24 protein-coding genes and 1 other annotated feature are annotated in these 22982 nt (G+C 42.8%); of the genes, 1 reads left to right on the top strand and 23 read right to left on the bottom strand.

From position 1 onward, the window contains the following. Positions 1–223: 223 nt before the first annotated feature. The 7 genes from recA to yfmF form a co-directional block, all read right to left on the bottom strand. On the bottom strand, positions 224–1276 hold the full coding sequence (recA, locus tag JZO70_RS16500; RefSeq protein WP_207674772.1) for a recombinase RecA: 1053 nt from the start codon (positions 1274–1276) through the stop codon (positions 224–226). Between the two features lie 118 nt (positions 1277–1394). Further along, a complete protein-coding gene (locus JZO70_RS16495; protein ID WP_207674771.1) occupies positions 1395–2642 on the bottom strand; it encodes a competence/damage-inducible protein A in 1248 nt (415 codons plus the stop codon). A gap of 271 nt (positions 2643–2913) precedes the next feature. Continuing rightward, positions 2914–3495, bottom strand: coding sequence for a CDP-diacylglycerol--glycerol-3-phosphate 3-phosphatidyltransferase (gene pgsA / locus JZO70_RS16490; RefSeq protein WP_207674770.1), 582 nt, complete (start codon positions 3493–3495; stop codon positions 2914–2916). A gap of 15 nt (positions 3496–3510) precedes the next feature. Beyond that, positions 3511–4389 carry a RodZ domain-containing protein gene (locus JZO70_RS16485; protein ID WP_207674769.1) on the bottom strand — a complete coding sequence of 293 codons (879 nt, stop codon included), beginning with the start codon at positions 4387–4389 and terminating at the stop codon, positions 3511–3513. Positions 4390–4403: 14 nt separating this feature from the next. Further along, on the bottom strand, positions 4404–5129 hold the full coding sequence (ymfI, locus tag JZO70_RS16480; protein ID WP_207674768.1) for an elongation factor P 5-aminopentanone reductase: 726 nt from the start codon (positions 5127–5129) through the stop codon (positions 4404–4406). A 1-nt stretch (position 5130) separates the two neighbouring features. Further along, positions 5131–6423 (bottom strand): EF-P 5-aminopentanol modification-associated protein YfmH, encoded by a 1293-nt coding sequence (gene yfmH, locus JZO70_RS16475; RefSeq protein ID WP_207674767.1) that lies wholly within the window; start codon positions 6421–6423, stop codon positions 5131–5133. Further along, positions 6416–7678 (bottom strand): EF-P 5-aminopentanol modification-associated protein YfmF, encoded by a 1263-nt coding sequence (yfmF, locus tag JZO70_RS16470; RefSeq protein ID WP_207674766.1) that lies wholly within the window; start codon positions 7676–7678, stop codon positions 6416–6418. Before yfmF ends, yfmH begins: the two co-directional genes overlap by 8 nt. Positions 7679–7822: 144 nt before the next feature. Here yfmF and mscL point away from each other — a divergent pair, with 144 nt between their 5' ends. Beyond that, positions 7823–8296 (top strand): large conductance mechanosensitive channel protein MscL, encoded by a 474-nt coding sequence (gene mscL, locus JZO70_RS16465; RefSeq protein ID WP_207674765.1) that lies wholly within the window; start codon positions 7823–7825, stop codon positions 8294–8296. Positions 8297–8342: 46 nt separating this feature from the next. On the opposite strand, the gene JZO70_RS16460 is transcribed toward mscL, so the two are convergent. The 16 genes from JZO70_RS16460 to JZO70_RS16385 form a co-directional block, all read right to left on the bottom strand. Then, a complete protein-coding gene (locus JZO70_RS16460; RefSeq protein WP_010756310.1) occupies positions 8343–8588 on the bottom strand; it encodes a Veg family protein in 246 nt (81 codons plus the stop codon). A gap of 116 nt (positions 8589–8704) precedes the next feature. Then, complete coding sequence (locus JZO70_RS16455) at positions 8705–9274, bottom strand: sigma-70 family RNA polymerase sigma factor (protein ID WP_207674764.1); 570 nt, start codon at positions 9272–9274, stop codon at positions 8705–8707. 72 nt (positions 9275–9346) lie between these two features. Continuing rightward, positions 9347–9871, bottom strand: coding sequence for an NYN domain-containing protein (locus JZO70_RS16450; protein WP_207674763.1), 525 nt, complete (start codon positions 9869–9871; stop codon positions 9347–9349). Continuing rightward, positions 9871–10662, bottom strand: coding sequence for a 23S rRNA (guanosine(2251)-2'-O)-methyltransferase RlmB (gene rlmB, locus JZO70_RS16445; RefSeq protein WP_207674762.1), 792 nt, complete (start codon positions 10660–10662; stop codon positions 9871–9873). The genes JZO70_RS16450 and rlmB overlap by 1 nt, the downstream gene beginning before the upstream one ends. Then, positions 10646–11050, bottom strand: a complete 405-nt coding sequence (locus JZO70_RS16440) for a Mini-ribonuclease 3 (RefSeq protein WP_207674761.1) — start codon at positions 11048–11050, stop codon at positions 10646–10648. The genes rlmB and JZO70_RS16440 overlap by 17 nt, the downstream gene beginning before the upstream one ends. Continuing rightward, on the bottom strand, positions 11050–12459 hold the full coding sequence (gene cysS / locus JZO70_RS16435) for a cysteine--tRNA ligase (protein ID WP_207674760.1): 1410 nt from the start codon (positions 12457–12459) through the stop codon (positions 11050–11052). Before cysS ends, JZO70_RS16440 begins: the two co-directional genes overlap by 1 nt. After that, positions 12452–12985, bottom strand: a complete 534-nt coding sequence (gene epsC / locus JZO70_RS16430) for a serine O-acetyltransferase EpsC (protein WP_207674759.1) — start codon at positions 12983–12985, stop codon at positions 12452–12454. Before epsC ends, cysS begins: the two co-directional genes overlap by 8 nt. A gap of 106 nt (positions 12986–13091) precedes the next feature. Further along, positions 13092–13299 (bottom strand) — a binding site (T-box leader). Further along, on the bottom strand, positions 13296–14753 hold the full coding sequence (gltX, locus tag JZO70_RS16425; protein ID WP_207674758.1) for a glutamate--tRNA ligase: 1458 nt from the start codon (positions 14751–14753) through the stop codon (positions 13296–13298). (Overlaps the previous feature by 4 nt.) A gap of 88 nt (positions 14754–14841) precedes the next feature. Then, entirely contained in the window at positions 14842–15993 is a 1152-nt protein-coding gene (locus JZO70_RS16420) for a PIN/TRAM domain-containing protein (RefSeq protein ID WP_207674757.1), read from the bottom strand. Positions 15994–16113: 120 nt separating this feature from the next. After that, positions 16114–17484 (bottom strand): DNA repair protein RadA, encoded by a 1371-nt coding sequence (gene radA, locus JZO70_RS16415; RefSeq protein ID WP_207674756.1) that lies wholly within the window; start codon positions 17482–17484, stop codon positions 16114–16116. A gap of 29 nt (positions 17485–17513) precedes the next feature. Continuing rightward, positions 17514–18029, bottom strand: a complete 516-nt coding sequence (locus JZO70_RS16410) for a dCTP deaminase/dUTPase family protein (RefSeq protein ID WP_207674755.1) — start codon at positions 18027–18029, stop codon at positions 17514–17516. Between the two features lie 134 nt (positions 18030–18163). Then, entirely contained in the window at positions 18164–19099 is a 936-nt protein-coding gene (locus JZO70_RS16405) for a cation diffusion facilitator family transporter (protein WP_207674754.1), read from the bottom strand. Between the two features lie 79 nt (positions 19100–19178). Beyond that, complete coding sequence (locus JZO70_RS16400) at positions 19179–19727, bottom strand: TetR/AcrR family transcriptional regulator (RefSeq protein WP_207674812.1); 549 nt, start codon at positions 19725–19727, stop codon at positions 19179–19181. Positions 19728–19735: 8 nt separating this feature from the next. Continuing rightward, positions 19736–20632, bottom strand: a complete 897-nt coding sequence (locus JZO70_RS16395; protein WP_207674753.1) for a phytoene/squalene synthase family protein — start codon at positions 20630–20632, stop codon at positions 19736–19738. Further along, on the bottom strand, positions 20622–22109 hold the full coding sequence (locus JZO70_RS16390) for a phytoene desaturase family protein (RefSeq protein ID WP_207674752.1): 1488 nt from the start codon (positions 22107–22109) through the stop codon (positions 20622–20624). Before JZO70_RS16390 ends, JZO70_RS16395 begins: the two co-directional genes overlap by 11 nt. Before the next feature lie 111 nt (positions 22110–22220). Continuing rightward, positions 22221–22940, bottom strand: a complete 720-nt coding sequence (locus JZO70_RS16385) for an alpha/beta family hydrolase (protein WP_207674751.1) — start codon at positions 22938–22940, stop codon at positions 22221–22223. Between the last annotated feature and the right edge of the window lie 42 nt (positions 22941–22982).

Genomic DNA, 22982 nt, shown 5'->3' with positions numbered 1-22982 from the left:
AAACTGAGTGGGGGACTGGCAGCTAATTCAGGATAAAGGAATTTGTTTTTCCAAGACCGGGAAAAACAAGTTCGATTTTCATACGCATACCATCGTGCTAAACTTCTCGTATCATTTTAAAAATGCAATCAATCATTTTGACTTCTATCTTTATATACTGCGAAAAGCACGACTGGTAAAAAAAGACACTAACAAGAGGGTAGTCTCGTTAGTGTCTGATGGTTTATTCTTCTAATGGTAGTTCTTCTTGTTCTAGATCTTCGACTTCGTCTGGGACATCGACTGCTTCGCCGATACCGTAAGCCGCACGCACGCGAGTGGATACCTCGGCGGTCATTTCTGGATGCTCAGACAAGTATTTCTTGGCATTTTCCCGACCTTGACCAATTCGTTCGTCCTTGTAACTGTACCAAGCACCACTCTTATCGATAATGTCTTGTTCAGATGCCATGTCTAACAATTCGCCCTCTTGTGAGATCCCTTGTCCGTACATGATATCAACTTCAGCCACTTTAAATGGCGGTGCCACTTTGTTTTTCACAACTTTAATCTTAGTCCGGTTACCAACAATATCCGTACCGTTCTTCAATTGTTCAGCTCGACGTACTTCCAAACGAACAGTTGCGTAGAATTTCAACGCACGTCCACCAGGTGTTGTTTCCGGGTTACCAAACATGATGCCGACTTTTTCCCGAATTTGGTTAATAAATACCGCGATCGTCTTCGTCTTGTTGATAGAGCCTGACAATTTACGTAATGCTTGTGACATCAAACGAGCTTGCAAACCAACGTGGGAAGCGCCCATTTCGCCGTCGATTTCTGCACGTGGTACTAATGCAGCAACCGAGTCGATTACAATAATGTCCACCGCGCCACTGGATACCAGTGCGTCAGCGATTTCTAGCCCTTGCTCACCTGTATCTGGTTGTGACAACAGCAATTCGTCGATGTTTACGCCTAAATTCTGAGCATATTGTGGATCTAATGCGTGTTCCGCATCGATAAAGGCTGCGGTTCCGCCTTGTTTTTGTACTTCAGCAATGGCATGTAATGCCACTGTGGTTTTACCAGAACTTTCTGGTCCGTAGATTTCGATTACGCGTCCACGAGGGTAGCCGCCTACACCTAATGCCACGTCCAGTGCCAATGAGCCACTTGGAATTGTTGAAATCTGCTGGTCGATTTTATCGCCCAATTTCATGATGGAGCCTTTACCATAGTTCTTTTCAATCTTCTTCATTGCAGCTTCTAATGCTGCTTTACGATCGTCAGCCAAATGCGAATCCTCCTTATAATAAAAACATTTCAGTGAATGATTTTTCTCGGGTCAGTAGTATTAGTTTATCGGTTTGCGACCAAAAAAGCAAGCTAAAAACGAACAAACATTCGCATTTTTAATCTTTACTTAAAATTGCTCGACGGATCAAATCTAACCCCTTCATAACCGCGCTGTGACGCACATAAGACCGATCACGGGAGAAGTGATTCTCGGTAACTACCGTTTCTTGGTCCTTTTGCGCAAGGGCAATATAGACCGTTCCTGGAATTTGTCCTTCCAGCTCATCAGGACCTGCTACGCCGGTAAATGAGACCGCAAAATCAGTGCCGGCTTTCGCTAAAGCATGTTCCGCCATCGCTTGAGCACACTCGCGGCTCACGACGCCATACGTATCCAGCAAGGCCGGATCAATGTCTAAAAAGGCCGCTTTGGCAGCTTTAGAATAAGTTACAAATCCGCCAGGGAACACTTCCGAAACACCCGGAATTTGTCCTAGAGTCGATTGGAACTCACCAGCCGTCAAACTTTCAGCAGCTGTTACGGTTAAGTGATGCTTCTTCAATAAGTCAACGGTAACTTCTTCCAAGCTGTTGGTATCGCCATAACCATAAAAGTAATCCCCGACTTTAGCCATGATTTCCGTTTCGACTTGATCCAACAGTACGGTTGCGGAAGTGTCATCTACCGTATTTGCGGTAATGCGCAGGGTCACTTCATTAGGCTTCGCATAAGGTGCAATCGTTGGGTTAGACTGATGCTTAATCATGTCAGCTAGCTCTGTTACCAACAGCGATTCGCCAATTCCATAAAAACGCAGCACACGTGAGGTTAGAACTTCTTGCGTTGGAAATTCCTTTTGCAGCAATGGTTTCGCTTGCTCCAGAAACATTGGTCTCAATTCACTAGGAGGTCCAGGCAATAGAATGTAATTGTTCTTTTCCCCTTTGTAAAGACAGCCAATTGCTAGTCCGGTACGGTTTTGCAATGGAACTGCCCCTTCTAATGTTTCCACTTGCCGCAAATTGTTGGGTGTCATTGGATGCTGGCGATTTTTAAAGAAGGTCATCATGTGTGCGTACCCTTCAGCATCTTGTACCAGTGGTACTCCGACGTGGTCAGCCAATACGTTCTTAGTCAGATCGTCATCTGTGGGCCCTAAACCGCCGCCTAAGATGATTAAATCACTTCGGGTATCAGCTAACTGCAACAACTCCTCCAATCGCTTTGGATTGTCTCCTACCACGGTATGGTAATACACATCAATTCCTAAATCCGCCAGTTGCTCCGATAAAAAGGTCGCATTGGTGTTTACAACTTGTCCCATTAATAATTCTGTTCCGACAGCAATAATTTCTGCTTTCATTTCATCCACTTCTTTCTTAAGATACGCAATTTCCCTTCAACTATACCAGAAAAACGAAAATTTCGGCAATTTTTTGTCAGAAATCCCTTCACTCTTTAAAACTACTAAAATTGTGACTTTTTATAAAAAAGAACTGCCCAAAAGTATTTTCCCAACAAAAAAATATCCGAACTATAAAATGATGAAGCCCCTCTTGACAGAGCCATCTCTTATAGTTCGGATATTCAGATAACAGAATAACTTCGGTACAATTTCAAATTTAATTCTTAGCTTACATTGAGCCTTTGAATAAGGCTGTGTTTTTAGCAAAATAATCATAGCCAGAATAGATGGTAAAGAATAGACAAACATACAGCATAATTTGATCCACCGGAATACCGATGTAATTAAAAGGTACATTATTCAAGTAAAGCAGAACAATCCCAATCATTTGAGTTGCTGTTTTAATTTTACCAGGCATCGCAGCGGCCATTACGCCTCCGCCTTGCTCTACAATCAATAGACGCAAACCAGTTACTGCTAATTCACGGCAGACAATAATCGCAATCACCCAAGCTGGTGCTTTGCCTTGCTCTACTAAAATAATAAAAGCGGTCATCACAAGCATTTTGTCAGCCAACGGATCGGCAAATTTACCGAAGTTGGTGACTAATCCTCTGGCACGAGCAATTTGTCCGTCCAGATGGTCGGTATAACTGGCAATGGCGAAAACAATCGCTCCGACTAATTGAGTAACCGGTAAAGCGGTCCCTCCAGCGTTCAGTGTACCCCAATCCCAGGGGGCCAACACAATAATCATAAATAACGGAATCATGAAAATTCGAATGACCGTTAATTTATTTGGTAAGTTCAATGTTCTGCTCCTTTCTTACTGCTGCACATAATTCATGGTTAAATTAATATTCTTTTGACTAAGCGAGCCTGCCGGTTGGAAATCCAACGGTTCATCATTCACTTCAATACTTGCATAATCAGCAATCCCAAGTGTAATCATCGCCTGAGCCGTATTGGCCGGCAACTCCGTAGTTTGGGTTTCGTTTGGCTGCAGAGTGTGTTGATAAATCAATGCCCCGTTCACCTGAACACCTACCCATACCCGTTCTCTGCCAGTAAAGGTTAACTTCACCGGACCATCAATTTGATCAATTTTCATCTGAGCCGTGTTAGTCGTATTATTTTCCATCGTAATCGCCATTTTTGGTTTTTCAGGCTCTTCAGAGGATTCGCTGGTGCTTTCAACAGTTGAACTGCTCTCACTAGTACTTTCTAAAGTACTCTCACTGGAGCTGACTGAATTTTCCACCGCCATCGAATTATTCGGAGAAATAATCGGCTCCCCTTGATTGTCCAGCCACATCATATAACCAACAACTGCCACAATCGACAAAGCAACCAATCCTAAAAGTACAGTAGGCAGACTGGCCTTCACCCGTTTCTTCGTTGGATTCTCCGCGTGTTTTTTCTTGCGAGAGCCTTCCACCGGAGCAATTTCAGGATAAACCGGCTGCGGCTGATCTTTTCCATCGTAAACATCTAATAAATAATTGCCATCCAGCCTTACTTCTTCTGCATATTGGCGAATAAACGCCCGCAAGTAGTAGTCGCTTGGCAGTAAATGAAAGTCGTTGTCTTCTAAGGCAATCAAATAACGTTTTTGAATTTTCGTTTTTTGCTGCAGCTCATCCAGACTAATTTTTTGATCGATTCGGGCTTTTCGTAATGTTTCACCTATATTTATAGTAGCCACTCGTTTTCTACTCCTTAATTCATCCAGCCGCCGGCAACCACTAAGGTTGTCCCAGTTGTATAGCTGGCTTCCTTTGAACATAAATAATTGCATGCCGCTGCCACTTCTAACGGTTCGGCCATTCGCCCTAAAGGAATATCTGCTGCTAAGCTCTCTTTTTCACTTGTTGACCAGTTTTGATTCATTTGCGTATTCACTGCACCGGGTGCGATAGCATTCACCGTGATTCCTAAGGTGACCACTTCTTTTGAGTAGGCTCTAACAAACGCCTCTTGCGCACCTTTCACGGCACTATACACAGTTTCCATGCTGCTGCCGTGCTGACCATAAACCGAGCTGATAAAAATAACTCGTCCTCGGCCGCTTTGAGCCAACTTGGCCTGCAGCTGCTGCAACAGTAACAGCGGTGTTTTCATATGAATTTGCCATAGACTGTCCATTTGCTGGCTAGTAACCTCCGGCAATAAATTGTATACCGTAAAGCCTGAAGCAAAAATGACGCCGTCTACTTGAAATAACTGGTTCACAAAGTCCGAGATTGCAGACTCCTCTAGCATGTTTAAGGATACCACAAAAAAATCTTGCTGAGGATAACGTTGGCGTAAGTCTGAAACTAAACTTAATACTTTTTCTTGATTGTGGTGGTAGTGACAATAAAGAGACCAGCCATCTGCTGCCATAGCATAACAGATGGCTTGTCCAATATCCCCGCTAGCCCCCATTACAAGGCCATAGGGCATCTTATTCCTCCTTGCGCATGTAGAAGCGACTGAAAGCTTCTTCCTTAAACAACAGCTTGCCCGCCGCTAAAATATCATCCAGCTGCACGCTTTGAATCAATTCCGGCATATCAAACAAGGTCCATTCGCCAAATAAGGATTGCGTAAACTGATTGGCCACATATTCCAAAGCATTCAAGGATTGGAAATATTTGCCCAGCATTTTTTTCTTCAATAAAGCCAGATTCTCTTCGCTAATCTCAGCATCTTCTTCAAAGTTCAACAAAATATTCGTCACTTCATCTGCCAAACGCTCTGGCTTCTCGGTATCACCACCAAAATCAGCAAAATAAAAGCTGCGGTCCAACGAAAATTCATAACCAAAGCTGTCATCCAGAATCCCATCATTGTACAGGCGCAGATAATTTTGCGAAGTACTCCCCAATAGCAGCTGCAGCAGCAAATCAACGGATAATTTGAAAATCAACCGCTCTTTGTCATCCTCCGCCAATGGTGCGATTCCTTTAATACCGATGATCGCTTTAGGAATAGCTACCGGCATTGTCTGTTCGCTGACCTTAACAATGTCTTCCACCTCTTCTTGCGGGAATTGACGTTGAATCGGTTCCGGTGCTGGAAATTCTTTTTGGGCCTGATTTTCTTTAATGAAGTCCATCAATGCTTCAGGTTCCAGATTCCCCACCACAAACAGGGTCATGTTGCTAGGATGGTAAAATGTCCGATAGCAAGTGTACAAGTCTTCTGCCGTAATTTCGGCAATCGATTCAATCGTACCAGCAATATCGATGTGCAGCGGATGCTTCGGATACATATTTTTTAAAATACCGAAGAACTGCTGCCAATTGGGATCATCCTGATACATTTGAATTTCTTGTCCGATAATTCCCTGTTCTTTTTGCACCGATTCCTCAGTAAAATAAGGCTCCTGCACAAAATCCAACAAGGTTTTCAAATTTAGTTCCAGCTGATCGGTGGTTGAAAACAGATAGCTGGTCCGAGTAAAGCTGGTAAAAGCATTGGCCGAGGCCCCTTGTTCACCAAATTTTTGGAAAACGTCGCCTTCTTCTTTTTCAAACATTTTATGCTCTAGAAAATGGGCAATGCCATCAGGTACTGTGATATACTCTTCCCCACCACGAGGGATAAAGGTATTGTCGATAGAACCGTAATTTGTGCTGAACAGGCCATAAGCTTTATGGTAGTCTTCTTTAGGCAGCAAATAGACCGTTAAGCCGCTTGGCAGAATTTCTTTATATAGGGTTTCGTTGATTTTTTCATAGGTTTGTTTATCCATTTTGCTTTCCTCCGTCTAAAAAGAAGATGGCTTGAAGCTGCAGCTGTTTCGCTACTTCTTGAACTTCTTGCTTAGTCACTCCTTCTAATCGTTTCAGCCATTGTTCATCTGACAATTGACTTCCTGGCAACCACTGGTCCAAATAAGCGATCTCGATCATGTTTTGTGGACGATCCAAGCCTAATAAATATTGGTTTTTCAGCATTGCTTTTGTTTGTTGGAAAGCTAAATCAGTGAAGTCTCCTTGTTGCAGGGCTTCCAGCTGTTCATTGACAAGGTGGAGTACTTTGTTGCGGTTTTCACTGTTAATTCCGGTTTGGACACTTAAATATCCCCGGAAGGTGTCAAAGGTACTGGAGGCATAATACGCCAAGCTTTCCTTTTCCCGCACATTCATAAACAGTTTGGAATGAGGGAACCCGCCAAACAAGCCGTTGAAAACCAATAGCGGAAATCGCAGCAAATCTTCGTAATAAATACCAGTAGAATATGCCAAGTTCAATTTCCCTTGAATGACTGATTCCTGTAATTGTTGTTCGCGAATGACGTTGCTGGTGGTTTGTTCATAATAGATTTCAGGTGAGATTTCTTCCCGGTCAGTAAACGGCAGCGCAGAAAATAGTTTTTCCGCCTCTTCCTCGGTAACATCGCCTACCACAAAAATATCCAGTTGATCTTTTGCTAGGACTTCCTGATAATAATCTGCAACTGTTTGACTTGTTTCCTGCTGCAAATCTGCTACTGTCCCAAAGCTTGGAATTTTCTGAGCGTCATCGGTAAAATATGTTTCCTGCAGCTTTAAAGAAGCCAAGGTTTGCTTGTCTTCTTCCAAACTTTCCAAATAGCCCTTCAAATTTTCTTTTTCCAATTGGAAGGTTTGCTCATCAAATTTTCCGTCTTTAATGTTCGGATAAAAGAGTATTTCTTTAAACAAATCAACCGCCTGGGCTAAGATTGTAGAATCATCTACATATTTTCCATTTACAACACTAATTCCCAGATTCATCCAATGAATATTGCCTTTGCGGCCGACACTCAAGCCAAAGCCAGCACCATATAACTCTGCCAGGTGAGCACTTAGTTTTGTTTGGTCCGGATAATGCAACGAGTTCGTTTCTAATAAGTTTGCTAGTAACGTACGAGTCGTCATTTTCTCTCTCGTTAAACGCGTAGTAAAGCGTCCGTAGATTTGAATTGTTTTATATTTTTTCGTGGGTAAGACATGCAGCCGAATACCTTTTTTTAGTCGAATCATAGATACGCTCCTTTAATTTGTCATTACCCTCAATTATAGCACAGGAAAAAGGGGAAAGCCGGGATTTGCTATAGTGAGGCCTTTTGTTTCATCTTTCTTAGGGAGTTCGCTATACTTGTAAGTGAGAAGATAAGGAGGAAGAAAATGTTTAAAGAATTCAAGGACTTTCTAATGCGAGGCAATGTGATTGACCTGGCTGTCGGGGTTGTAATCGGGAGTGCCTTTACTGCAATTGTAACCCAAGTAGTTGATGGGTTGATTACTCCGCTGGTTGGTTTGATCGTTTCGTTATTTACCAAGGGACAAGATTTAGAGGCTGCCGTTTCTGTTTTAGACTGGGTACCAGTTAAGGGAGTTAAATTTGCCTTTGGCGATGTCGTTAGTGCTATTATTACCTTTTTAATTACTGGTTTCGTACTATTCTTAATTGTGAAAGCTGCCAATCGAGCTCAAACAATAGGCGGTCATAATAAAGAAGAACCGGAAGAAGAAGTGGCACCCACAGCTGAAGATTATTTGGCTGACATCCGTGATCTATTAGCCGAACAGAAACATTTGCAGGAACACGTAAAAACCGAAGACCCTGTAGTCATTCAAGAGAAACCCACTGATCTGTAAAATTTAAGACACATAAAAACCATGGAGCAAAATTGCTCCATGGCTCTTAAACTGCTTCAGTTAAAAATTCAATTTCTACTGTACGTGTTAATACATCGGAATAACTGTACGATACTCGTTCAAAAGAATTTTCTTCAGGATCCAAATCGACTACAAACACAGATGGATAAATCTCAGTTAGAATTCCTCTGCGTTGTGTTTGACGTTTTCTGCCTGTTTGAGCGACTAGTAAAATCGGACTACCTAAACGATCCTCTAAGCTCTGCTTGATGGTTGCTAAAGTTGTTGGCATTCAGTTCACCTCACCCTACAGTATAACAGAAAAAGTTGGAATTTACAATGTTATCATAAGAGAAATTGTTTTGCAACCCCTTATACAGCGCCAACCGTTGTATGCGTTTTCAAAAGCTATTCTTGATAAGATAACTCATTTTTTATTTTTCTTTTTGCCCGCGATAAGCTCCGTGACACCGAAGATGGCGATCTCCCCAGTCCTTTCGCTATGTCCGATATTTCAACACTTTTCATATATTTCATAAAAACCTGAGCTTCAAAAGGTGACAATTGAGCTTCCAAATTTTCCAGTGTTTCGTGCATAATCAGCGCTTCATCCACATACTCATGATAAAATAATGTCGAGCTTACAGAATCAAGTCCCACTGTGTCAATCGGAATGATGTTCTTCTCGACTTTCCGCTTTTTTGCCTCTTGCTTTCGCAGCTGTCCTTGAATCCGATGCTCAAAAATTATTTTGAAATACAGACCAAAACTAACTTTTTGATTCTGTTCGTAGCTCATGATCGCATCATTCAATGCTATTCTACCCTCTTGCAGCCAATCATCTGTATCAAAAATCCGAATAAAATACTTCTTCTTTATGGTGAAGACGACTCCCTGGTACTCTTCAAAAAGAATTTTGAACGAGCACTCATCACCCGATTTTGCCTTCTCCAACAAACAATTTAATTGATTTAACACAACACAACCACTCCTTTTTGATAAAAATAATACCCGTTTTTTATCAAAATAGAAGTGGTTAAACGCGATTTTTTATTTTTGGCTTAATTCGTCCCTTTTTTGGGACAAATTGTTCAATTGCTCTTCGTTCCATGGAGAATTGCGACGAAAATCGGTAAATTGTGTATCTTTTGCAGCACCTAAAATGGTCTCTTCCGTTTTTTGAAGATCCTTGTACAGCTCTCGAGCCGAAGTTCGTAAAGCGCCTTGAGAGAACACGGTCCATTGCTCCGCCAAATCACTAGTAGCCACGGTTACTTGGGTCAAGCGATCATTCAACTCACCGGCTGTTCGTTCAATGTAGCTGTCCGCTGTTTCGTCTTCTTTAGTGAAGACAACAGTCAGCTGATATTTTTGGTAACTTTTTTGAATTCCTGGAACCAGCTGCGCATCGAACACCACAATTATTTCCAAGCCTTGATACTTAGCATAATTGGACAAACGATTTAGCAGTACTTCCCGTGCCTCCTCTAGGTGGTCTTGTTTCTTTAGCAGGGAAAGCTCCGGCCAAGCACCAATCATGTTATAGCCGTCCACCAGCAGTAACTGCTTTTTCATCAGCTGCCACTTCGCTTTCTCAGTACTTCAAACATTAAAAGACCTGCTGCTACACCAGCATTTAAGCTCTGTACATGTCCTGTCATTGGAATAGTCAGCATTTCGTCTACGTCTTTTTTCAGACCCGCACTCATTCCGCGACCTTCGTTGCCGATAATCAAAGCAATCGGACCGTCCACTTTCCACTGACGATAATCCGTTCCTTCCATATCTGTTCCAAAGACCCAGTAGCCAGCATCCTTTAATTGCTTGATGGCTTGACTAAGGTTAGTCACTCGAGCAATTGGTACATACTCGACCGCGCCCGTTGATGCCTTCGTTACTACTGGTGTGATCCCCACCGAGCGATGCTTAGGGATAATTACTCCGTTTACCCCGCTGGCATCCGCGGTTCGTAAGATAGATCCAAAGTTATGGGGATCTTCTAAACTGTCTAAAATCAGCAAAAAGGGTGCCTCTGCCGTGGTTTGTTCCAGCAGACCATCCAGAGTTAAGTATTCATACGGCGTAATTGCCAGCAACATCCCCTGATGCACGCCATGATCACTTAAAGTATCTAATTTTTGTTTTGGTACCCATTTTACCGGAACAGCTTGCGTTTGAGCTAAGCCTTTTAACTGTTCAATTTTTTCACCGCGGGCATCCTCTTGTAAAAATAATTTATTTCCGCGACCTGCCTGCAGTGCTTCCACCGTTGCGTGGTGACCAAAGACAAAATTCTTTTCTTCATTATTATTCTCTTCAGGTACTACTACCGCTTTCTGCGGCTTGCGTTTACGCTTGTCCTTCATCTACTTCGCCTACTTTCTTAATACACCAATCCATTAATTCTTCTAAACGTTCTTTTTGACCTAACAAATGCAAGTAGCCCATTACAGCCTCAAATCCCGTCGACATGCGATAGGTCATTTTATCGGTATTCTTCGCGGAAGTATAGCTTTTTGCATTACGCCCGCGCCGGTAGATGCCTTGTTCTTCTTCTGTCAGCAGCTCAACAGCATCCATCTCATGAATCAGCATCGCTTGAGCTTTAGCCGAAACATAACGAGTAGCCATGTGGTGCAGTTTGTTTGGTCGGGTTTGGCCAGAAAGAACTAGGAAATCCCGAACATAGCTTTCATAAATAGCATCGCCTACGTAAGCCAAGGTCAATCCGCTTAATTGTTTTACATCTATCATTAGGCTCTTCTCCATCGAGTACCCTGCGGCGTGTCTTCTAAAATAATTCCTTGATCCTTCAATTGATCGCGAATTTCATCACTGCGGGCAAAGTTTTTATCCTTGCGGGCTTGGTTACGTTCCGCAATTAATTGGTCCACCTCTTCATCCAATAAACCAGCTGTTTCAAAGTTAATCCCAAATACAGCTAGCAGCTGAGTAAACATTGACACCCCGGCCTCTAAAACAGCGGCAGAAACCTCAGACTTTTCAATATATTGATTTAACCACTTAGCTAATTCATAAACGACCGTAATTCCGTTGGCAGCATTAAAGTCATCGTCCATTTCTTTGACAAAGCGAACTTCCAAATCATTGATGACTTGAATATTTTGTTCATCATCAGCCAGCTGCTCTACCGCCGTATCTTTACGGAAATTCACATTTTCAAAGGTTGTACGTAAGCGTTGCAAGTTGGCTTGAGCATCCTTCATGGTTGTTTCACTGTAACGGATTGGCCGACGGTATTGTGTAGTTGCCATAAAGAAACGCAGCACTTGCGGATCAATTTCTTTAACCATGTCGTGAACAGTTACAAAGTTGCCTAGAGATTTGCTCATTTTTTCGTCGTCTTCACCAATGGTTACATAGCCATTATGCATCCAATAATTGGCAAATTTTTGGCCGGTTTTCGCTTCGCTTTGGGCGATTTCATTTTCATGGTGAGGAAACTCCAAATCTTGACCGCCACCGTGAATATCAATCGTGTCACCTAAATGCTTGGTAGCCATAACTGAACACTCGATATGCCAGCCGGGACGTCCCATTCCCCAAGGTGATTTCCAAGCAATTTCTTCTGGCTTAGCTGATTTCCACAGAGCAAAATCTAACGGATCTTCTTTTTGCAGCTGTTCGCTGCCGGTCCGCTGACTAGCGCCAACTTCCAGCTCATCGATGGATTGATCGCTTAATTCCCCATAATCTTTGAATTTGCGGGTGCGGTAATACACATCACCGTTGGATTCATAAGCATAATCCATTTCCACCAGCACGGTAATAAAATCAATAATATCAGGAATATGATTCATTACCCGCGGATGCAACGTAGCTGGTTTTACGTTTAGTGCTGCGGTATCTTCTTCAAAGGCAGCGATAAACCGATCGGCTACTTCTGGTGCTGTCAGCGATAGTTCTTTGGCTGCTTTGATAATTTTGTCATCCACATCGGTAAAGTTCGAGACATAATTCACTTCATAGCCACGGTATTCAAAATAGCGGCGAATTGTATCAAAAGCAATCGTACTGCGGGCGTTTCCGATATGGATGTAATTGTAGACAGTTGGTCCGCAGACATACATGCGGATTTTGCCTTCTTCAATTGGTTTGAATGCTTCTTTTTCACGGGTTAACGTATTATAAATTTCAATCATGTGGAACCTTCCTTCCGTTAATTCTTGCTATTTTAGCTGGTACCCCTACTGCTGTAGCATGGTCAGGTACATTATTTAAAACCACTGCTCCGGCTCCGATTTTAGCACCGACTCCGATTTCGATCGGGCCTAAAATTTGTGCATTGGCTGAAATAAAAGCCCCTTTGCGGACAGTCGGATGACGTTTGCCCGTATCTTTTCCGGTCCCTCCTAAGGTTACGCCGTGGAACAGCACGACATTTTCTTCTACTTCCGCTGTTTCACCAATTACCACTCCGCAACCATGGTCGATAAACACTCCGGGAGCTATCTTAGCTCCTGGATGAATCTCAATCCCGGTTAAAAACCGCCAAAACTGCGAGTGGATCCGAGCCAATAAAAACAAGTTTTGCTTATAAAGAAAATGGGACAGCTTATGAAAAAACAAAGCATGTATCCCAGGATATGTTAATACGACTTCAACACTTGACTTGACAGCAGGATCATTCCGTTTGGTAGCTTCTATCGCTTGTTTCCACCATCCCATTTTAATCGCTCCTTTTCTTTCAGACAACGAATTTCCCTTACTCCCCTTAGTAAAAGAATTCCCCCAATACTTCTAGACATAAAAAACGCGCATCCTTTGAGTTTCCTCAAAAGACGCGCGCTGACGTGGTCCCACTTTTGTTTGCAGACTAGCTGCCTCTTACGGGTAACGGCCGTTTTCATCCGTTTTTGGCTACCTATCGCCAAAACCACTCCAAGATGCATTTCACAGTTCTGTCCCTGCCTGCTTACACCAACCGCAGACTCTCTTTGAAGGACTTATTCCCTGCTACTTCTTCTTTTCGATGTGTTTACATTACTTGATTTAAATGTGCTAAAGCTTTTTCTTTACCTAATAATTCAACGGTTTCTGGCAATTCAGGACCGTGGGTTACACCACTAACGGCTACCCGAATCGGCATCCAAAGGTTTTTGCCTTTAACGCCTGTTTCTTTTTGAACGGCTTTGATTGCTGCCAATACACCAGCCGCATCAACAGTTTCCATATCTGTTAATTGTTCCTTGAAGGCACTTAAAACCATTGGAACTGTTTCTTGAGCCAAGACTTCTTGAGCTGCTTCATCCAAAACAGGATGTTCTTCAAAGAATAATTGAGAAACCTCCACGATTTCAGCTGCATAGCTCATTTGCGGTTGATATAAACCAACTACACGTTTTACCCAAGCTTTACGGTCAGCATCTGGAGTTTCTTCTACTTTGCCGGCTTTAATTAGATATGGCAAGCACAATTCAGTCAAGGCATCTAGATCCATTGCTTTGATGTAGTTGTTGTTTACCCATTCTAATTTCTTCTGGTCAAAGGCAGCTGGTGATTTGCTTAAACGTTTCGTATCAAACATTTTAACAAGTTCTTCTGGTGAGAAGATTTCGTCTTCTCCAACTGGTGACCAGCCTAATAACGCGATAAAGTTGAACATTGCTTCTGGCAAGTAGCCTAGCTCACGGTATTGTTCGATAAATTGCAGAATCGATTCATCCCGTTTGCTTAGCTTTTTACCTGTCTCGCTATTGATGATTAACGTCATGTGTCCGAAGGTTGGGCGGGCCCAGCCAAAGGCATCGTAAATCATTAATTGTTTTGGTGTGTTGGCAATGTGATCATCGCCACGTAGTACGTGAGTGATTTTCATCATGTGATCATCTACGGCAACAGCAAAGTTATAAGTTGGCATGCCATCGCGTTTTTGAATGACGAAGTCGCCGCCGACATTGTCAGATTCAAAAGTGATTTCACCTTTAACCATATCTTCAAAGCTGTAGCTGGTATTGCGTGGTACGCGGAAACGAATCACGGGTTCTAAACCTTGTGCTTCTTTTTCTGCTTGCTGTTCAGGAGATAAGCTAGCGCATTTACCGCCATAGTGAGGCATTTCGCCGCGAGCTCTTTGTGCTTCACGTTCAGCTTCTAATTCTTCTTCGGTACAGTAGCATTTGTAAGCCCAGTTGCTGGCTAATAATTGATCGATTAGCGGTTGATAGATTTCTTTACGTTCAGACTGACGGTAAGGACCGTATGCTCCTGGTTTTTCCGGAGACTCATCCCAATCCATTCCTAGCCAAGCCAGGTTTTCCAGTTGGCTTTTTTCGCCGTCTGCAATGTTGCGTTTTTGATCAGTATCCTCAATACGAATGATAAATTCACCATCATTGTGACGAGCAAATAAATAGTTGAATAATGCTGTCCGAGCATTTCCAATGTGTAAATGTCCAGTTGGACTTGGTGCGTAACGCACACGAATTTTTGACATGTGAACTCCTCTTTCCCGCTTAATTAAGCAGATCTAACGCCTGCTTCACTGCTCAAATTGTACAATCAATCGGCTATTTAGTAAAGGGTCAATCCTTCTTGCCATCTTGATACTCAATTTTTTTCTCGGGTGAATCATCTTTAAGGTTGCGATTTGAATGAGCTGGCTTAGCAAAGATCATCCGTCCGGCGGCTGTTTGCAAAGCACTAGTTACGACAACTTCAATATGTTCATTCATATAATGCTGCCCATCTTCCACGACTACCATGGTGCCGTCATCTAAGTAGGCGACCCCTTGCTGGCGTTCCGTTCCGGCTTTTACCAGCAGGACATTCATGTTCTCGCCAGGAATAACCACTGGTTTTACCGCATTAGCTAATGCATTGATATTTAGAACTGCGACATTTTGGAACTCAGAAACTTTATTCAGGTTGTAATCGTTGGTGACAATCACACCATCCAATAATTTCGCCAATTTGATCAGCTTGCTGTCGACTTCGTTGATGTCTTCAAAGTCGCCATCGTACATTTCCACTGAGATACCGTCTTCTTTTTGCAAAGAATTCAAAATATCCAAACCGCGGCGTCCTCTTACCCGTTTCAAGCTGTCGCCTGAATCGGCAATGTATTGCAATTCATACAAGACGAAGTTCGGAATCATCAGCACGCCTTCTAAAAAGCCGCTTTTAGCAATGTCGTAAATCCGGCCATCGATGATGACACTGGTATCCAAAATTTTATACTTATGGAAATTTTCATCCGCCTTGCGATCTAACACTTCGCCTTCTTGATTTTCCGGCTTTTTAGAGCGGGGAGTAAATATCTTTTTCCACTCATCAATTCGGGTCGTTCCCATCCGAAATCCCAAGTAACCTAACAAAATCATAATCAGAATCGGCAACGCACTATTTACAAAAGGCACCTCTAAATTATATAGAGGATTGGTAACAAACAGCCCTAAAGTTAGGCCGATAATCGCTCCCACTGTTCCAAACAGTAAATAGGTTAAGCTTAATTCGTTTAATTGTTTCTCGATCTTTTTTACTCCGGTTGTAATGGGTTCGACGAGGACCACGGATAATAATAAGAAAATAATTGCGCCAATCAGGCCATTCGTCAAAGAATTATTCAACCAGAAATTGTCGGTTTGTCCGATTGCCATCCATGCTGTCGGCAGCAAGGTAATCCCCATACTGATCCCAACTAAAACAATGATGACAGTTAATACACGTTTTTGCATGACTTCCCTCCTAAATTGTCAATTTTCTTACAGGCCCTTTCTTATCGAAAAGGTCTGTTAAGAAATTCACTTTAACACCTGGACTGCTGGCCGCTGGGGCAAACAGTCTGGGTGATTTGATTACTTAAATACTTTACGCAGCGTTTCACCAATCGTAGCAACTGGGATAAGTTCGGCTCCTTTTGGCGGCGTCCAGTCTCCCATGTTGTTTTTTGGTAAATAGATTCGCTTGAAGCCTAGTTTTACTGCTTCTTTGACCCGCTGCTCGATGCTGTTCACCCGGCGAATTTCGCCAGTTAAACCAATTTCACCGATAAAACACTCGGTGGCTTCCGTTCCTTTTTCTTTGTAGCTGGAAGCAATCGCTACCGCTACTGCCAAGTCAATGGCTGGTTCATTCAATTTTACCCCGCCAGCGGCCTTTAAGAAAGCATCCTGGTTTTGCAGCAGCAATCCCGCACGTTTTTCTAAAACTGCCATAATTAAGGATATCCGGTTGAAATCCAGACCGGTTGTGGTACGTTTGGCATTACCGAAAACGGTTGGTGTCACTAAGGCCTGCACTTCAACTAGAATCGGCCGGCTACCTTCCATGGCAACAACAATTGCTGAACCAGTTGCGCCTTCCAGCCGTTCTTCTAAGAACACCTGTGACGGATTGGCAACCTCCACCAGACCGGTTTCCCGCATTTCGAAGATCCCGATTTCGTTAGTGGAACCAAACCGGTTTTTCACTGCCCGTAAAATTCGGAAGCTGTGGTGTTTTTCCCCTTCAAAATACAAAACGGTATCCACCATATGCTCCAGCATCCTTGGACCAGCGATGTTTCCTTCTTTGGTTACATGCCCAACGATGAAAATAGCAATGCCGTTGGTTTTCGCCAGCTTTAGCAATTCTGCCGTAGTTTCACGGACTTGACTGACTGATCCAGCCACACTGGAAATATCAGGCTGGGTCATGGTTTGAATCGAGTCAATGATAACAAAATCTGGCTTAATATGTTCGATTACTCGACTGATTTCTCCCATATCCGTTTCTGGATACAAGTAAAAATCGGTGTCGCTGGAGCCTAGACGCTGTGCTCGCAGCTTGATCTGCTGGGCACTTTCTTCTCCCGAGACATAAAGAACTTTTCCGCCGGTAGCTGCTAGTTGATGAGACACCTGCAGTAGCAATGTTGATTTACCAATCCCAGGATCACCACCAATTAATACTAGCGATCCGGGAACTACACCGCCGCCTAACACTCGGTTCAATTCAGCTAGCTGGGTTTCAATTCGGGTTTCTTTTGTGAAGACAACATCCTTCAAAAGCGTTGGTTGGGCCTTTTCACCCGTTAGACTGACGCGGTTGCGACGGTCTTCAGTATCTTGAATGACCTCTTCTACTAATGTGTTCCAGCGGCCGCAATTGGGACAGCGGCCTAAATATTTCGGCGAAACATAGCCGCATTCTTGGCAAATAAATTGTGTTTTAGCTTTTTTTGCCACAATTCCACCTCTTTAATTTTAACATAAAACTAGTTTTTTTGATGCTGATCGGAAGAGCCGAATCCACCTGTTCGTTCAGTTGTCGCACAATCGTTGTCAGCCTTTAAAAACGGCAGGAAAATTCCCTGGCCGATTCGTTCACCTTTTTTAATCGTAACATCCGTCAGGCCAAAATTCGTAAATTGAAACATGATGTGCCCTTCGTTATCAGGATTGTTGTAATAATCGCTGTCGATGACTCCAACACCGTTGCTTAGACTTAAAAAGCGTTTCAAAGGATTGCTGGAGCGATTCGCTAATTGCAAGTACTCGTCCTCACCCATGTAAGCTTTAATACCCGTTGGAACCAGCACTGGTTTAACCAATTTTTCTTCTTGATCAACTTTACCGGTAACCTGTGCCACCAATCGTTTCCAAAAAGTTGGAATAACGATATCTTCAGCTGCTTCGAAATCATAGCCGGCCGCATTTTTAGTTGCCCGCTCCGGCAAGTGAATTTCTTGATTTTGGTACTTTGTAACTACTTCAAATCCTCTTTTTTTCATGGGTTGCTCCTTTAAAAAAATCTTATTGTTATTCTACCATAGAGAACGTACGTTTATGAAAATGTTTTGCGAAAACTATGTGGAAATTTAGTGAATCTTAGGGATTTACTGCCATGAGAAAAAGAGCAGGGCCATTAGCTCTGCTCCCTTACGGCATAATTCGGATCAAATTCATCAATTTCAATGTAAATATACGCTTTTTTATCTGGCAGTGATTGCCGAATTTGAAGCTCAATTTCGTTGATTACTTTATAGCTGATTTCTTCATACGCATCATTGATATCCATCTTAGCTGCAATCAGTACTTCCTCAGGGCTCAAATGAACCGTCTTAACGTCAATCAAGCGTTTGACTTCAGGGCGTTGAAAGGCCATTTGGATTTTTGCTAAATCTGCTTGGGAAACACTTTCCCCTACGATTAAGCTGTAAAATTCCCGGGCTAAAAAGATGGAAGCAAACATCAATAGTAAGCCAATCATTAAACCGCTTAAAGCATCAAACATGGGATTGCCAGTGAGAGCAGTCAGCAATGTCCCTAAAATAGCTAACACCAAACCAATTACGGCACAAAAATCTTCAGTAAAAATAATCAAAATTTCGCTGTGACGACTTTCGTGTAAAAAACGGAACAAAGGTAACTTCTCCGTGTTCAACTCGTGAATTTCTTTTAGTGCTACCCTTAGCGAGCTGCCTTCCACTAAAATGCCAAAGACTAGGATCACCAAAACAATCCAAGTGTTTTCTACTTCATGACTCGGGTGAAAAAGCTTTTCCAAAGCCTCCATTACACCTAGTGCACCACCACCAAAAAAAAGCATCGTCGCAACAATTGTACTAAAAAAGTACTTAGCCCGACCCTCGCCAAATTGATGCAGAGCACTTTGTCCGCGGCTGGCCCGTTTGTTGCCGAACAGCAAAAGGATTTGGTTGCTGCAATCCACTACACTATGGATACTTTCATTCAACATCGCCGCACTGCCGCTGACGGCATAGCCAACAAATTTACTGATGGCTACTAAAATATTGGCAATCAAAGCCGCCAAAACGGCCGTTGGTCGCTGCTTATCCATGCTTTCATCTTCTCTCTATCTCAATTCTTGCTTTTATTATATAACAGAAAGAAGCTGAACCCCTCCATCGGCGCTCAGCTTACTTTTTCACGATTCCATACAAAAACATATCAATCGCTGCAGGAAAAGAATTTCCCTGCTTGTCGTATGTATCCGGCTGCAGATAAGCCGCCAGCAAAATGAACAATTGTTTGACTGCCAGCTCAGCCTGGACCCCTGAACGCAAAAATACGTCTTCTTTTTTTAGCACATCAACAAAAGGTGCCTCATAAGACTGCTGCCACAAAAGGTACAGCTCCTGGGAAGACTCCTTGGAAAGGGCGTAGTGCATGTCATGCATCATCATGTAGAAATCAAAGGGATGCCTTTGTTGCAGATACACCATCATTTCCGTCAGCTTTTCTGTCAAAGTTGATCCATTTTCCTTAGCAATCTCTTGCAGCTGGCTTCCGACTTCATCAGCCAATTCCCGCATGACCGCTACATAAATATCTTCCTTCTTCTTAAAATGATAATAGATATTCGGCTGAGTAATCCCCAATGCTTCAGCGATTTGGCGGGTAGAGGTAGCTTCGTATCCTTGATTCATAAATAGACTTTCCGCTGTATCTAAAATTTTTTGGTACATGGTCTTATTCATCGCCGAACCGACTCCTTTTGCTGGTCGATTTTGGCCAATTCTTTGCGGATAGCCTGAAAGATACGCAGCTTTCTTGCCTGCTTTACTGCGTGCTTTTGGGTGAAGACTTGGTAGTCATTCTCTCGAACCACCTCCAATATTTCTCGATAAAAATAACATGCTGCTAATAATGGCGTCCGACAATCTTCATCAATCCAAGGCATCATAGTCAATCCTTTTTGATAGCTGGCTTCGGCCCGCTGCGCTTCGTATTCCCATAACTGGGCAAACTCAGCTGTTTGTCGGTGCTGTTTCAAGTCTTCAGGAGTTACGCCATATTCAGCCATTTTATCTTTTGGCAAATAGATGCGGCCTTGTGCTTCATCTTCACCAATGTCCCGTAAAATATTGGTGATTTGCATGGCTTCACCCAATTGTTTAGCCTCTTCGATGATTTTTTCCCAGTTTTGCGATAACAGCGGCAGTAGCATTAAGCCAACAGAGCCAGCAACGTAATAGCTGTATTCTTCCAGCTCCTGCTGAGTAGCCGGCTGTTGAAATTTGATATCGCGGCGCTGGCCCTCCAGCATATCGTAAAAGGCTTGAATATCCAGCGGATAATGCTTGAATACGACTGCCAACGCCCGCCATAAAGGTTCATCCGGATGATCGCCTTTTTGAAAAGCTCCCAGCTGCGCTTTCAGCTCTGCCAGTTTTTCCGGATTCTTCTCCACGTCAATAGCATCATCGGCCCGACGACAAAAAGCGTAAATCGCATAAACACTCATGGCTTTTTGCTCCGGTAAACGGGAAAAAGCCGCATAAAAGCTTTTGGAATGGTGCTCAATGATGCGTTCGCAATAATCAAAATCCGCTTGGTGGCGAATAAAATCCGTCGCAAGTTTATTGGTCATCGACAACCAGCTCCTCTACTGCTAACTTCGCACTTTGCATAACAATTGGTACCCCAGCCCCCGGATGTGTACTGCTGCCGCAGAAATACAACCGGTCTGCATAGTCAAATTTATTGTGAGGGCGATAGTAATTACTTTGCTTTAAGGTTGGTTTTAAGCCAAAGGTTGCCCCATGATAGGCATTAAAATTACCAGCAAAGTCCGTTGGCGCATAATGTTCTTCAAAAACAATGTGTTCATCTAAATCGGTAAACACGGTTTCCTCTTTAATTTTTTGAATCACATGATTGCGATACTGCTGAATCGTTTCGTCGGTCCAATCGTCAAACTTAGATAATTCTGGAACCGGAATTAAGACATATAGAGCCTCATGTCCTTCTCTAGCCATAGATTGATCCAGCAAACTCGGTACATATAAATAGTAGGAAGGATCATCCGGCAAAACACCTTGATCAAAAATATCGGTAATGTTTTTCTCGAAATCTTTGGCAAAATGAATGGAATGAAGGGCTTCTACATCATATTTTTTATCAAGTCCAAGATAAAGCAAGAAGCAAGAACAAGAGTATTCCATCTTCTCAATTTTTTGATCCGTATATTTGCCGCGATCTTTTTCATTTGGCAATAAATGCTTCATGGCATAAGGGAAATCTGCGCCACAAACCACCGCATCCGCTAAAATCCGCTCGTTGTTGACTCTAATTCCGACAGCTTCTTTATTTTCGATCAGAATTTCTTGCACTTCGGTATCACAATAAATCTGGCCGCCCATTTCCTTGAACAAGCGCTCCAGTCCTTGAGCCAAGGTGTACATGCCGCCCTTCATAAAATACACCCCATAAAATAACTCAATCATCGGGATGATTGTGTACAAGGAAGGCCCTTGGTAAGGCGAAATTCCGATATACAACGTTTGAAATGCCAGCGATTTCCGCAGACGATCATCTTTTACAAACTTGGAAATTGAGCTGTAGGCGTCGCCAAATGTTTTTAATTTCAAGCCATTTAACAATGATTTTGGATTGTAAAAATCCCAGAAAGAACGAAATGAGCGCGTGATAAATGCGTCTTTAGCAATCAAATAACGCTTATAAATATCAGCTAAAAAGGCAAAATAGCCTTGCGCATCTTCTTCAGATATACTTTCCAGCGTCTTCGTCAACGCAACCAAATCAGATGAAAAGACTAAGGGATCATCGTCAGAAAAATACAGCTTCAACATAGGATCAATTTTTTCCATTGGAATATAATCCTCGGGGTCTTTTCCGCAAAATTCAAACACCTCTTGATAGATATCCGGCATCATAACGATCGTCGGTCCTACATCAAAAGTGAATCCTTCCTTTTTAATCTGATTCATTTTTCCGCCTACCTGGCTGTCTTTTTCGTATAAATGAACCTCATAACCTAATTTTTGCAACCTGACAGCGGCGGTCAGTCCTGCAACACCTGCACCTATTACTATTACCTTTTTCATCGACATTCTCCTCCTTTAATCATTTTATAACTTATCACTTGATAAGTAAAAGTATACAGCCCAAAAAGATACTAAAAAAGCCGATCACTTGAAAATGATCAGCCCTTTTTCTTATTTTACATCGTTTTCTAGCCAAGCCAGCAAGCGGTCAGCTACCTGTTGATTTTGATCATCAATTGTAGATTCCCCATCACCTTTTTGCGGACCATATGCGCCAAATCCGGCATGGTTGCCGCCTGCAATTTCTTGATATTCTGCATTCTCAGGAAGTTCTTGTTTAGATTCTTTATAAGCTGCTTGATTCAAAACTTGGTCGTTTTCTGCTGTTAAGGAAAGAACTGGTACTTCTTTATTCGCTAGACTGCCTTTTTCATCTGGATAACTAGCTAAAAAGAACACACCCTTTAAATGTTCGGCATTTTCAGCAGCAAAACGGCTGGCCATAACACCGCCTAACGAATGACCGCCAACCACATAAGAGCGTTCAGGCTGCTCTTCCAATACCTTTTCTGCACGGTTAGGCGCCAAAACTGCTAAATCCAAGGGCATTTTTAGCACGTATACCGGATAACCTGACTGTGCCAGACTTTCAGCCCATACACTGTAGCTCTCTGGGTCCACTAGTGCGCCTGGATAAAAAATGACTATAGGCTTGCTTTGGTCCTCTGATGGGAAGTACAGCCAATCACTGCTTTCTTCTGCCCTTTGAGCAGTTTGTTCCGCAGGTCTTGCCGGCGGATATGTCTGGGTTTGCAGATATGCAACTCCGCCGACAGCAATAACTACAATGCCAATTAAAACAATCAGCAGGATTTTTTTCCATTTTTTCATTGCTCTCTTCCTTTCTTTCGTTCCAATCATATCATCAGTCGG

The organism is Candidatus Enterococcus moelleringii, assembly GCF_017377575.1.
Taxonomy (GTDB): Bacteria; Bacillota; Bacilli; order Lactobacillales; family Enterococcaceae; genus Enterococcus_A; species Enterococcus_A moelleringii.
This window is presented reverse-complemented; position numbering and strand designations above follow the sequence as displayed.

Coding starts and splice junctions, on each gene's coding strand:
- gltX (WP_207674758.1), bottom strand. CDS start 14,753: ATGTCAAAAATTCGTGTGCGTTACGCACCAAGTCCAACTGGACATTTA.
- JZO70_RS16390 (WP_207674752.1), bottom strand. CDS start 22,109: ATGAAAAAGGTAATAGTAATAGGTGCAGGTGTTGCAGGACTGACCGCC.
- JZO70_RS16410 (WP_207674755.1), bottom strand. CDS start 18,029: ATGAAAAAAAGAGGATTTGAAGTAGTTACAAAGTACCAAAATCAAGAA.
- cysS (WP_207674760.1), bottom strand. CDS start 12,459: ATGATTGAAATTTATAATACGTTAACCCGTGAAAAAGAAGCATTCAAA.
- JZO70_RS16440 (WP_207674761.1), bottom strand. CDS start 11,050: ATGATAGATGTAAAACAATTAAGCGGATTGACCTTGGCTTACGTAGGC.
- mscL (WP_207674765.1), top strand. CDS start 7,823: ATGTTTAAAGAATTCAAGGACTTTCTAATGCGAGGCAATGTGATTGAC.
- yfmF (WP_207674766.1), bottom strand. CDS start 7,678: ATGATTCGACTAAAAAAAGGTATTCGGCTGCATGTCTTACCCACGAAA.
- JZO70_RS16495 (WP_207674771.1), bottom strand. CDS start 2,642: ATGAAAGCAGAAATTATTGCTGTCGGAACAGAATTATTAATGGGACAA.
- JZO70_RS16405 (WP_207674754.1), bottom strand. CDS start 19,099: ATGGATAAGCAGCGACCAACGGCCGTTTTGGCGGCTTTGATTGCCAAT.
- ymfI (WP_207674768.1), bottom strand. CDS start 5,129: ATGCCCTATGGCCTTGTAATGGGGGCTAGCGGGGATATTGGACAAGCC.
- JZO70_RS16400 (WP_207674812.1), bottom strand. CDS start 19,727: ATGTACCAAAAAATTTTAGATACAGCGGAAAGTCTATTTATGAATCAA.
- JZO70_RS16395 (WP_207674753.1), bottom strand. CDS start 20,632: ATGACCAATAAACTTGCGACGGATTTTATTCGCCACCAAGCGGATTTT.
- rlmB (WP_207674762.1), bottom strand. CDS start 10,662: ATGAAGGACAAGCGTAAACGCAAGCCGCAGAAAGCGGTAGTAGTACCT.
- JZO70_RS16420 (WP_207674757.1), bottom strand. CDS start 15,993: ATGCAAAAACGTGTATTAACTGTCATCATTGTTTTAGTTGGGATCAGT.
- JZO70_RS16385 (WP_207674751.1), bottom strand. CDS start 22,940: ATGAAAAAATGGAAAAAAATCCTGCTGATTGTTTTAATTGGCATTGTA.
- epsC (WP_207674759.1), bottom strand. CDS start 12,985: ATGGGATGGTGGAAACAAGCGATAGAAGCTACCAAACGGAATGATCCT.
- JZO70_RS16460 (WP_010756310.1), bottom strand. CDS start 8,588: ATGCCAACAACTTTAGCAACCATCAAGCAGAGCTTAGAGGATCGTTTA.
- JZO70_RS16450 (WP_207674763.1), bottom strand. CDS start 9,871: ATGAAAAAGCAGTTACTGCTGGTGGACGGCTATAACATGATTGGTGCT.
- yfmH (WP_207674767.1), bottom strand. CDS start 6,423: ATGGATAAACAAACCTATGAAAAAATCAACGAAACCCTATATAAAGAA.